Origin of the sequence: Rhodococcus artemisiae, assembly GCF_036327795.1 — a bacterium.
Classification (GTDB): Bacteria; Actinomycetota; Actinomycetes; order Mycobacteriales; family Mycobacteriaceae; genus Rhodococcus; species Rhodococcus artemisiae.
Window position 1 is genome coordinate 50,295 of the sequence record NZ_JAUTXY010000019.1, and the last position, 11,683, is coordinate 61,977.

Below are 11,683 nucleotides of genomic sequence, written 5' to 3' on the forward strand. Positions count from 1 at the left end.
CGCATTTCCGCATCACATCAGCGGGACATGCCATCACCACAGCTCACAGCGCATTTCCTGCATATCAGCGATGCGCCTCCAGTGCGGCCGCCCCTATCCAGCGTTCCGCGCGGCGACGAGTGCCTGGGCCGAGAAACAGTCGGCGAATGACCGAGTTCTCACTGACGTGCGCGTAGGGAATGACGGCCATCATGCGGCCGGACTGCACGACCCAACGTCCATACGCGGTACGAGACGGATTCACAGCTTCCTCCTTGCCGCTCCCCCGACTCGGAAGCACACGGCGTCAGACCGCAGCTTCACACAAGATGGGGGACATTCCGTTTTACCAGTTGAAAGGTAATTTTCGATGAGGGTCAGGCAGCAAGGCTCAGTGCGCCCCGCCGCTCGCTGCGGGAGCGCCACCACCGCCACAGGCCGGCTGCCGCGGAAACCGGTACGAGAGCGAAGATGCCGGCAGCAATGACATTCGCGAACGCCTGCGAGGCCCTCTCGACCTCTGCTGCGGTCTCGAAGTCGATCAGGGCACCGATCCCGGAGGCCACCGCAAGGCCCCCGAAGAGGACCACCGGGAATCCGAGCGCGAGAGTCCACCCGAAGATCGCCCACGGTGACCAGAAGTACCGCGGCGGAACCGCGCCCTTCTCGACACACTGACGCTGACGTTCCCGGAACTCGGCTCGACGAACCCTCATACCCTCAACGACGAACCACACGGCGGCAGCGAAACCGGCCGTCACCACGACCGCGGAAACCGCATCCTGTGACCGCGCAGACAAGCCCAGCCCCGCCACGATCGGAAGAGCCCCGAACGAGATCACGCCGGCCGATGAGGCTCGCACATAGGACCCCGCGGCACGGCCGTGACGGTGAAGGCTTCGCGGTGGCCAGACGAACGCGCAGACTCCGGCGACGATCATCACGGCACCAAGGGCCATTGCTGCGAGCTGCATCTTCTCTCCTTCGCTGTACTGGTTGGAGTCCGCCCTTCCTACTCACGCATACGAGCAAGAGGGGACGTGCCATCTTCACAGTTCACAGCGCATTTCACCTACCAGGTGACTACAGGTCAGCGCTCGACGCCATCTCCTGGAAGCCTGCTCGATGCCGCGGCGATCGCGGCGGTGTAGCGAGGCTCGAACCGCGGTGTCAACCCGGCGCTGCGCCAGTAGTCCGGTGCGCTCTGTGCCGCACCGATGAGAGCGCCGGCGATGCAGGCAATCGAGTCCGAGTCCCCGTTGCTGGTCGCCGCCCAGGCCAGGGCCTGCGGACCTTCCCAGACATCACCGGAGGTGTCCTTCTGATCTTCCGAAGAGGTCGCGAGATCGGCAGTGAGAAGGCCGAGGGCAATCGCGCTGGCCGACTCCCAGCCTTCGCCGATGCCTGCACACGGGTCGCCGTACTCGGCGGAGTCCATCCCAGACAGTCGGTCCATGGTCTCCGCGGCGGCGACAAGGATGTCCACGACATCATCATTCAGCCCGTCTACCAGGACAGATGACACGTCCCTACGGTAGGGGGTCAGGACAGCGGCGAGATAGGGGTCGGTCAACCAATCGCTCACGCCGTCGAAGATCCGCTCGGCTTCGGCGAGGGCGTGCTCGAGGAATCGGCCGCGGCGTTCGGGGGCATGCCGAATCGCGTCGGCGAGCAGCAGCGCCGGCACGATCGCCCGCGGGTGCTTGTGGGTGATCACGGCCTGAAGCGCGGTCAGTCCTCGCCAGTAGGGCTCGGGGGCGAATGCGGCCGGCACCAGGCGCATCACGGCACCGCAGCCGGCGGATTCGAGCGCGCCGTCGGAGTCGTACCAGCGGGCGCCGGCGCGCAGGTTCGACAGCGACCCCATGCAGGCCCGGCCCGGGGCGCGGTTGTTGTCGGGGTCGAGCTGCCACAGGGTGAAGTGCCGGACGATCGTCTCGGTGACCGCAGCGATGTCGTCGAAGTCGGTGACCTCGACGAGTGCGTCGTGCAGGGCGAGGGTCATCTGGGTGTCGTCACTGATGATCCACTCCCCCGCAGGCGCGGGCACCGGGTAGGCGGGCATCGCGGCGTACGTACGGAACTCGACCTGGTAGCCCCAGGCGTCGCCGGCGGCGAGGCCGGTCAGCGCGTTGCCGTAGCGCGCGAGCTGCGCGGCACGGTTGGTGGTGGTGGGTGCGGTCACGGATTCTCCCCCTGTTGCTGGTGTTGTTGCTCGAGCTCGTTGGCTGCGGCGCGGACGTACTCGATCTCGATGAGATCGAGGTCGGCGACGCGGCCGATGTAGTTGGCGATGTCATCCGGGCTCATACCTTGTTCGAGGTATCCGCGGATGTCATCGAGTTGTTCGTCGGTCAGTTTCGAGTTCATGGTGGGCTTCTTTCTCGGTAAGGGGACGTGTCGTTTTCCCATGTAGATGGGTGTTTTACGCTACTGCCTTGAGTGGTGGGTGCGAGCTTCCGTCTGCTTCTGCCACCAGGTCTTCGGCGACGAGCCACACGGTCGGCATGCCATGGGGGCCGTTGTGGTCGACGCGCACGCAGCGCAGGTCGGTTCCGGTGGGCACGATGACCTCGTCTTCGCCGCTGTGCAGCGAGATCGACTTGACCGGAAGTCCGGAGCGGGTGCGGATGACCATCATGTACGGCGGCTGGCCGGCGAATCCCTTCGCGGTCGCCTGCTTGGTCGTGGTGCTGGTGACCTTGCCGATCTGCATCTTCGAGCCCACCGTGAACGTAGCGTCGATGTACTCGGCGGCCGACCCCTTCCATCCGCTCGGCACCCGGGTGCCCCGCATGACAGTCATCGGTTCGAGGTTCGGGTTGTGCTCGTTGAACTTGTCGAATGCCGACTCGATCCCAGACACCGTGGTCTTCGTCGACGAGGACGGATTCGGATCACGACCGGTCACCGCCGCGTTGATCGCGTGGTAGCTGCCGCCGGTGTAGGTCGTCAGCGCGCTGCGCTCGGACTTGTCGAGCACCTTCTTCACGAATGCGGAGTTGTGCGCTGTCAGTGCGGACAGGTCGGAGGTGTGCACCTTGTTGCCACTAACCGAGAACCCCCACGCATTCAGATCACCTGCACGTTGGTGGATCACCGCGTAGTCATCAGCAGTTTCCTTGCCGAAGGCTCGGATTCCGCTGCGGTACAGGCTCTTGTGCTTCTCCGGTCCCAGGCTCTCCGGTGGGATCTTGTGCTCGAAGTGCGGGATCACACCGCCGCCGCGGGTTTCGGTGCCGAGCGCACGACGATGGGCGCGAACGTATGCCTGCTCGGCCTGCGTCGTGGACTTGCCGGCGGCGAGTGCCTCCGTGCGGGCCTTTTCCCCTGCCGCGACCGCGGCCTGCTCCCGGAGCCGTTTGTTGTGTCGTTTGACGCCGTCGTAGATGTCGGCGCGGACCGGGCCGGCTCCGACCGAGTCGGTCAGTTTCTCGACTGCACCGCTGTAGCCGTCGTTGATGATCTTCCGCTGAATCTCGGCGGTGGGTGCCTTGCCTGCGGCCGACTGGCGTGCGACGTCGAGCAGCACGTCGCCCCGGATTGCGTGGGCCTGTCGCTGCATGTCGGTCGCGCCCTCGGGTAGCGCTCCGGGGTCGACGAGGATCGGGATGCGGTTGGCTTTGGCCAGGGCTTCTTGTTTACCGTTGGCGATGGCCACGGGGTAGTACGCGTCGCCTTTGCGTTGAAGGACGACGAAGTCGCTGTAGCCGCGGCGGACGATGGCGGTGCCGCCATCGAGATACCGGCCTTCGACCTGCTCGACACCCGATCCGGTTTCCATCGGAATCATGCCGGATTTGTAGACGGTGGTGTCCCGCTCGATACCGGCCGGTGCCAGGACCGGTCCTTCGGCGATGGCCGCGGTCGCTTCGGCGCCGTACTTGCGGTTGTAGGACCGCCCGATTGCCGCGACCTCGTCGTCGGTCAGGCTCGCGTAGTAGGCGTCACGTTCGTCGTCGCTGCCCATATCGTCCCGCAGCCCGAACTTCGCGGCAGCGAGGTCGTCGCGTGTTTCCCCTTGGCGGCTTATGGCGTCGATGTGCGCAGCCTTGGCCTCATCGAGCAACTTCTGCTGTTCAGCGACGGCTTCTGCGGTGCCTGTCCCCTCTTCCAGCTCCTTGTTCGCTTTACGAAGCCGGGAGCGATAGCGGTTGACCGATTTTCGTGCCTCGTTGGCCTCGTGGTCGGCCGCGGCGACGTTCGCCTCGGCCTCATCGAGTGCTGCCTGCGCCGGTGTGATCTTCGGTGCGGCGAGTTCTTCTTGCTCGGCTTTCGCCTGCGCGATCAGCAGTTTCGCGCTGGGTGGGGTCGCGTGGGTGCTCGGCATGGGGGTCTTGCCCAGAATCTCCGGGTCGATCCCGAGACCTTCCATGAACTCTTTGAGGACGCTCGGTGGCGCAGCCTGAATTGCGGCTGCGGACTCGATCAGTCCCTGTTCCTTCAGGTGGTCGACGACCTTCTTGCGAGCCTCGCGGGAGAGGCGGCGGTTTCCGTTGGCCTTGGCAGCGGCTTTGTAGCTCCCACAGCCCGGGCACCGGCGGCCGGATCCGTGAGCTTTAGAACGGCACATAGGCGGATTGTACTGGGAAGACGACACGTCCCCCCAGGAGACCCATCCGCACTTTCGAGCACGGACGGCGGGTCGTTTTCCGGGAAGGAGGCGGGGGCGCGCATCGGCATGCAGGTAGCAGGCCATATCGCTCACCTCCGTCTCGCTCAATCGCACGGCGCCGGACCTTCCGACGCCTCCCTCCCCATCAACATTACAATTATGCATTGTGTTGTTCCAATTCGGTGCCGAACACGCAGATTCCTGCGAGATCACAGCACCAACGGTCCTTCCTCTGAGGCCGAGCCTTAAGAAGGGGCTGCCACCTCAACTGTCTCGGCCCGCGAAAGCAGAGCATCGGCGTGCGCACGAAACACGACAAGCCGCTTCTGCTCGGACCTTCGCACAATCGCCCACACCACTACCACTGCAAGCGCCCCGAAAACGACGCTTGCCAATGCATCATCGACAGCCCAGGAGGAGAACTTCGCATGCGCCAGCATCACCAAGAGCCCTACGAACATCCCGCGGAGCAGGGCCTCCGAAGACAACTGAGAATGTTGCCGGCGCACCGTCCAGACCGCACCTTCGAGCTCGTCCCCATCGACCGGCAGACGTCCGGAATCACGCAGGTTTTGGTAGCGACCAACGACCTCCCGCACCGACGGCACATCGAGGTCGTCCACGCCTGCATATGTTGCGCGAAGACCCTTCTCGCCCTTGTGGATCCGTCTACTCTGGGCCGTCCTGCGTCGCTGTTCGGAGCGACGCTCGACTTTGGTCAAAATGGTCGAGGCAGTGGTCATGGATCTCTCCCGTCAATCAAGGTCTATCGGATGATGGTGTACGTCCCGACGAGGGCGAGCGGCACCAATGGCCACAAGCACAGCCCTCTCGGCCCTGTTCACGACAACCAGCGCCCCGCGGCGGCCTGCACGGCTTGGTGGCGCAGCAGACCCCGGTCTATTTCCCCACTGCTCAACGCATCGGGCCGGTGTCCGACGTGGAACAAGCCCTCAGTGTGCGGGCATGGAAACACCGCCATCCCCTTCTCCCCATGGTGACGCTTCCGAACCGCCTTCGCGTCACCTCGGGTGAGATATCCCCGGTGTTCGCAACGGCCGCACCACGTCCAGCGGGCAGATGGGTTGTGGGCACGGGGACTCATACGGCACGTCCGATCTGGAGGTTGAGCCAGTCCGAGAGCCACGCGATGGCGTCACGACCGGCATTGTCGACAACGAGAGCGTTGTAGTTGGTGTGAGCGCCAGAGGTGAAGAAACTTGCAGCATTGAGCCCTTCACTGACCAATGAGGCGAGGTCGTCGGCGCCCTGGGACTGCGACAGCGTGACCAGCGAGTCCGACAGCTGCGGAAGGTCCAGGCTCGCCGTCTGTGTGGTGATGCTCGTCGAGACGGCATTCGTCTGCTTACCCAGCAGCTCAGGAGCAGTCTTGGTGACCTTGCCCGAGAGCATGTCGACCGCCACCGACGCCAGATCCAGACCCACAGGAACCAAGCCGGTCATCGCTGCTCCAGCTCCGAGAGGATCAGGAGCGACCCCGGGTGGGGGGAACAGCTTTTCGAGCGCGGACCAGGCGATCTCCTGAATCTGCCCGACGATGTTGGCCAGCCTGATCACATCGACGTTCGACAGGATCGACGCCACGAGCGCCGCGATCTGTGCTGCGCCGGACGGGTCCGGGATGACCGCGAGTATCTGCGAGACCCATCGCATGTCGACGGCGGCGGCCATCGTCACCAGCGGCGCAAACTGGTTGTTCAGCTCGCCTGCGATCTGGTGTGCGCCTTGCGCATCGAGTGCGGCGACCTTCTGCGGCAGCAACGTCAGGTTATTGAGGATGCCGGGCATGTCCAGCGAGGTCACGCCGGTAGCGACATTCAAGACTTGGTCGACCACCACAGTCGGTTTGAGCACCGAGAGCACACTGGCGGCCGAGCTGAACGCATCCGCGGGTGTGGAGGCCAGCGGCGCGATCTGACCGGTGAGCGCACTCGCGTTCGCGGCGAGTGTCTGCACCTCGGGCGCAGAGGCCGGCAGGCTGAGCGAATCACCACCGGCGAGGGCGTTCGCCGTATCCGCGATCTCGACCACCGCAGTGAAGGCACCAGCGAGATCGGATTGCCCTGCCCGGGTGAGGACTTCGCCGGCATTGTGCTCGGCCGAACCGACCGGCGCAGCTATGAGCTGGCCGTTCGCTGCTGGGTTCGCCGCGCCGGAGCTGAGAAGGTCGGTCAGCGGAGCGAGAGTCGACGCGATCGACCGTGCAGTGGACGCGACCTGGCCGATGTCGACAGTCGGTGCGGTGAGCTGCTGCCCGAGCGTAGCCACGTCGGTCCCCAGCGCCGGCAGATCCGCGTCCGAAAAATCCGAGGTCAAGGCCGAAGCGAGCTGTGTGTTGCCGCCGGGCGCCGCAGTGGCGTCACCGGCGCCGGCGCCCTTGCTCAGGATCGAGCCGAGCGAGCCGAGCAGCGGACTCGATCCCTTCTCGATCGAGCAGTACAGATCCCCCGGGTCACAGATCGAGGCAACGCGCCCGGACAGGGCTCCCATTCCTTGCGGGCGCGGATCGGCGATGCCCTGCCCTGACGTGCGCGGGCCCACGGTCGCTGCCCCTTTCGTACCGGCTCCCGGGTCGGCCAACAGCCCGACCGCGAGTACACGGCTCGCATCGATGGGGCCCTTTCCGTTGCCGATGTCCGAGGCGATATCACCGGCAGCATCAGCACCTTGTGAGTAGCCAACCATCGTGAATTTCGTACTGGGGCACGAGTTCGCGACGTCCGCGAGCACCTGGCTGGCCTTGACCACCGCGTCGGCCTTGCTGTCGGCGTAGGTGTGGCCGTTGTCGAATGCGCTGGCCATGTAGGGCAGGGTGTAGACCTGCGCCTGGCTTCCGTGGGTGCTTTCGAGCGCGTCCGCGATCGGCTTGAGCATGCCCACCGGCTGGTTGGGGTCAGCGTTTTCGTCGGTCTCCCACGTTCCGGGGATGAACAGGTTGAACGTCGATGTGCAGCCGGCCGGCGCAGCATGAGCGAGCGCCGGAGCAGTGAGCAGTGCGCCGCCGCTCGCGACGGTCGCGGTAGCGATCAACGCGACTGTGCGGCGGGACCTCGAACGTCTGACAGGCATGGGCACCTCATGACCGGAAGGGAATGTGCCCGCATACGTTCACCCGAACCCTCGGTTTTCCCCAACACGGTGAACCACCTTTTTGCCCAGGTTTTCCTACTCTGATCTGCGCAAACAAACATTATTCAGATGCACGCACGACCTACGTCGAGGGCCGCCTCCGCGCGTAGTGGAAGCGGCCCTCGACGGTGCTGTCTCAGTGCCAGGTGACGTCGAGCTTGTCGATGGCATCGAAGTGGAATCCGAACTGGTCACCGTAGACGTCGAAGCCCTTGCTCTCCGGATAGTCGAGCGTGGCGTGCCGTTCGAGGATCGCCACGACACGGGCCTGGTCGTCGTTGGCCAGCGCCGCAGCGATCGCCTGTGATTCCTCCGCGCTGAAGGGAACATCGGAATTACCGAAGTCCAGCGTGCGGGTGCGGAAGTCGTAGCCGGCCTCGTCGCCGTTGCGCACGTGCACACGGCCGGTGACGCGGATGGTGGCTACCTTCGGTGTTCCGTCCGGCTTGAGGACACCGGCCTTGTGCATGGTGACCTGTGCCTTCGCAGCTTTGAGCTTGGATTTTGCGTCGTTGCGCAACTCGTTGGTCTTGCCGGAGACGTACTTGCGCACCGACGACGGGCTGCGGCCGATCTTCTTCGCGACCTCGTTCACACCGCCGAGCCGCTCGATTGCCGCGCGGCGCTGAGCGAGTTCGGAGAGCACCGCGTGGGGGATGCGGTCCTGCTGTGCCCAGCGACGCAGCGTCCGGTCCGAAGGAGGCTTGGCGCCGGCATCAATGGCTGCCTGGCGGAGACCGTCATTACCGATCTCCTGACGCAGCTCTTTGACCGACACCTTCGCGGTCAGGCCAGCTAGACCACTGCTGGATTCCTGGGCCTTGGCGATTCCCGCCGCGGCGGCCGCGGCGACTTTGACCTTCATGCCGTCGAGACCGACAGCTTTCTGCACCACGGACTTCGAGCGGGGCTTGGGCAGATGCAGCGCCATCTAATCCTCCTCGTCCTGCGAGCCGTAGGCCGCAGCGATCGCGAGGCGGACCTCGTGGGTGGTCTCGGCGGCCGCGAACGACAGGATCATCTCGTCGGTCAGCTCCACCTGCTTCTCCAGCGTCATCTTGCCCAGTGCGTCGCTGTCGTCGGCGATGTGCTGCCCCTCCCCCACCAGGTACACCCACGAGTCGGTCATCGTGCGGATCGGCCACCGGCCGGTCTCTCGGGCGATGCGCATCGCCACGCGACGGCCTCGCCACCGGCAGTGCGCCATGATCGCCGCGCGCCACAGCGGCTGGTGGTGGTGCTGCATGCGAGTTGCGGTCCACAGGTCCGGGTTGACCATCCGGCCCACGTAGCCCTTGTAGCAGGCGCCGAGGAACCGCTTCATCGCCACGTCATCGCTCTCGACGGCCACCGCGCGAGCCTCGCGCAGCACCTTGGCCCACTTGTCCAGCGCACGCCCCTGTTCCTCGTAGACCCATGCTTCGGTGACGTCGAGGTCGTCGACATCCACGCCCATCCCGCCGTCGGCAATCGGGGCGCACAGCCCTTCCAGACTGACGGTGGTGACCCAGGTCCGCACCGGCTGATCATCGAGCATCGCCGGGTGAGGAAGCGGAAGTTTCTCCGGCAACGCGTATTGCGCTGCGGCAGGAAGGGTAACCCGCCAGATCCCGAAGGCAGGCTTGTCGGCGAATGCTGCGGATGCCGCGTCGGCGCCGACCAGGTTGCGGACCCGGCCGTAGCCGAACGAGAGCATCCCCGCCGAGGCGAGATAAGCCGCGCGCTGGTCGATGGTGACCAGAGCGGTGGCGTCGTCGAGGTCGTCGGTGTCGGGTACCCGCGACCAGCCGGCGGCCGGCTCGAAGTCGCCGCGGGGCGCGCCGTCGATGGGGGGCATCGGGCCGGCGGTGGTGACGACGATGCCTTTGCTGGTGCGGAGGCGTTCGCGGCGGATCTTGTCCAGGATCGCCGCCCCGGTGCGGGCCGGTGTGGGGCCGGGCAGGGTGCCGAGGTGGGCGACTGACCAGGCCAGGCGGCGGCCGAGTTCGCGGGCGGCAGGCAGGTCGTCGTCGGGCAGGTAGGTGCCTGCGGTCGGGTTACCGAGGATGCCCATGTCCCCGACACGGTTGCCCCACCCGAAGTCTTTGTTCCAGTAGGTCCACACGTAAGGCTCAAGGATCAGGTCGACCATCTGGGTGGCTTTGCCGACCTTGCGGGTCAGGTGCACAACGAACCCGGGGTTACCGCGCAGTTCCCACCCGGCGGAGATCAGCGTGGGAAGTGTCGTCGTGATCGCTTCGGTCAATTCGGAGGCTGCGTGTTGGCGCAGTTGTTCGAGGTCGTCGGTGTCGTCTTCGCTGCCCGGGTCGATCGTCCAGCCGAGCCTCGCGCAGGAGTCGATGCCGACGAACCACACCTGTGCGGTGAGGCCGTGGGGGGTCAGCGCGGCCCAGTGGAGGAGTTTGTCCAGCTTCTCGATCGAGTCGACCGGTCCGGTCAGCCGTGTCCCCGAGGGGGTGTATGTGGCGTCGGCGGTGACGATGAGTGCGTGGCCGTCGGCGTCCCCGGTGATGGGCAGTGATTCCCACGGTCGCAGTGCCTGTGGGGGTGCCTCCCCCACGTCCTCGCCGTCAGACTCAGCGATCTCAGTGGAGTCCGGCCCGGTTATGTCCGCATCGACGGAAGTGTCGGTGTCAGGTGTGGGCGGTTGAGGCTGGTCAGGTTCAGGCGTCGGATCTGACTCGTTGTCGGCGCCGACGTCGAAGAGTGAGAACTGCTCTGCGCCGTTGTCGTCCCGCGCCATCAGGAGGTCACCAGCTCGTGGAACTCGCCCAGTTCACGATCGAGGTCTGTGGTGAGGGTGTTCTCTCCGAGATCGGGCAGCGGGGGCATCTCGAACCCGGCAATGAGGGCAGCCTCCTCGGCCTTCTTGTAGCGCCGCATCGCGGTACTGGCTGCGACACCGCCTGTCTCCTCGGCGATGGCCGCAAACGACATTGTCGGGTCAGTGACCTTCAGGCGAGCGGTCGTACGGACGCTGTCCGAAAGTCCCGGAACGGTGTCGATGAACTCCAGGAGCGCAGCGGTGGTCTGCTCCGGCGCGATCGTTGCATCCGGCGCGGTGCGTGCGGGTTCCGGCGTTGCATGGCGCAGCGCAACGCCGGACGCAATGCTGTCGGACTGCGCAACATCATGCGCAACGGTGCGCGCAACAGGCGCAACAGGCGGCGCAACGGGCGCAACAGGCGCCGAGTCGTCAGAAGTGAGCATCGGCTCGGCCGGCGCAGCGGCGGCGTCGATGGCGGGTTCTGTGAGGGTCCGAGTCACTGCGGTCGCAGTTGTTGCGATGGGTTCGGTGGTCGCGAAGCGCGAGGTTGCAACAGTCGGTGCGGTGTCCTCTGCAACGATTGCGGGCTGCTGCGCAACAGCCGTCGACGTTGCGTCGTATGTTGCGTCAGTAGTGTTCACCAGCTCGTTGTACTCACTGTAGGCAGTGCCGATCGCCTTGATGAGGATGCCGATGCCGTGGGTGAACGCCAGCACCAGAAGCGGCGGGATGACCGTGATGAGCGCGGCACCGATCGGATGCAACGGAGTGAAACCGAGGTCGGCACCCGCCGTGATCAGTGCCCGCGCTTCCTCCGCCGCGCGCCAGGCGTGGTACCCGTTTCCTGCGACGCTGGCTACTACGACGGAGACCAGCAGGCACAGGAAGAAGGTACGGCCCGGGCTCGGGCCGGTGACCTTGTTGAGGACGACCGAGGAGATCGTTGCCGCCAGGATGGCTCCGTCGACGATGGCGGGAAAGATCCAGGTGAGCGGTTCCGGCAGCATGCCCTGGAGTCCCAGGTCGCGCAGCACGTGGAACGAGAGCACGAAGGCACCGGCGGTGATGCCGGCAGCGATGAGGATCGCGAACACGAGCGCGGCGATCAGTCCGTAGAGCTGAATGCGTGCGGCGCGGAGATTAAGGTCAGTCATTGATCGGGGTTTCCTTCC

10 protein-coding genes are annotated in these 11,683 nt (G+C 65.4%); all 10 read right to left on the bottom strand.

Features of this window, described 5'->3' with window-relative positions; genetic code table 11:
• Nucleotides 1–64: 64 nt before the first annotated feature.
• Complete coding sequence (locus Q7514_RS29030; RefSeq protein ID WP_330136727.1) at nucleotides 65–244, bottom strand: hypothetical protein; 180 nt, start codon at nucleotides 242–244, stop codon at nucleotides 65–67.
• 112 nt (nucleotides 245–356) lie between these two features.
• Nucleotides 357–953, bottom strand: coding sequence for a hypothetical protein (locus Q7514_RS29035; protein ID WP_330136728.1), 597 nt, complete (start codon nucleotides 951–953; stop codon nucleotides 357–359).
• A 116-nt stretch (nucleotides 954–1,069) separates the two neighbouring features.
• Nucleotides 1,070–2,164 (bottom strand): ADP-ribosylglycohydrolase family protein, encoded by a 1,095-nt coding sequence (locus tag Q7514_RS29040; RefSeq protein ID WP_330136729.1) that lies wholly within the window; start codon nucleotides 2,162–2,164, stop codon nucleotides 1,070–1,072.
• Nucleotides 2,161–2,349, bottom strand: a complete 189-nt coding sequence (locus Q7514_RS29045; protein WP_054806352.1) for a hypothetical protein — start codon at nucleotides 2,347–2,349, stop codon at nucleotides 2,161–2,163. The genes Q7514_RS29040 and Q7514_RS29045 overlap by 4 nt, the downstream gene beginning before the upstream one ends.
• A 55-nt stretch (nucleotides 2,350–2,404) precedes the next feature.
• Nucleotides 2,405–4,552, bottom strand: a complete 2,148-nt coding sequence (locus Q7514_RS29050) for an ADP-ribosyltransferase (RefSeq protein WP_330136730.1) — start codon at nucleotides 4,550–4,552, stop codon at nucleotides 2,405–2,407.
• 287 nt (nucleotides 4,553–4,839) lie between these two features.
• A complete protein-coding gene (locus tag Q7514_RS29055) occupies nucleotides 4,840–5,217 on the bottom strand; it encodes a hypothetical protein (RefSeq protein WP_330136731.1) in 378 nt (125 codons plus the stop codon).
• Nucleotides 5,218–5,695: 478 nt separating this feature from the next.
• Nucleotides 5,696–7,684 carry a cutinase family protein gene (locus Q7514_RS29060; RefSeq protein WP_330136732.1) on the bottom strand — a complete coding sequence of 663 codons (1,989 nt, stop codon included), beginning with the start codon at nucleotides 7,682–7,684 and terminating at the stop codon, nucleotides 5,696–5,698.
• A 196-nt stretch (nucleotides 7,685–7,880) separates the two neighbouring features.
• Nucleotides 7,881–8,675, bottom strand: coding sequence for a hypothetical protein (locus Q7514_RS29065; protein ID WP_330136733.1), 795 nt, complete (start codon nucleotides 8,673–8,675; stop codon nucleotides 7,881–7,883).
• Nucleotides 8,676–10,487: a hypothetical protein gene (locus Q7514_RS29070; protein WP_330136734.1), complete on the bottom strand. Its 1,812-nt coding sequence runs from the start codon at nucleotides 10,485–10,487 to the stop codon at nucleotides 8,676–8,678.
• Entirely contained in the window at nucleotides 10,487–11,665 is a 1,179-nt protein-coding gene (locus tag Q7514_RS29075; protein WP_330136735.1) for a DUF2637 domain-containing protein, read from the bottom strand. Before Q7514_RS29075 ends, Q7514_RS29070 begins: the two co-directional genes overlap by 1 nt.
• Nucleotides 11,666–11,683: the final 18 nt, after the last annotated feature.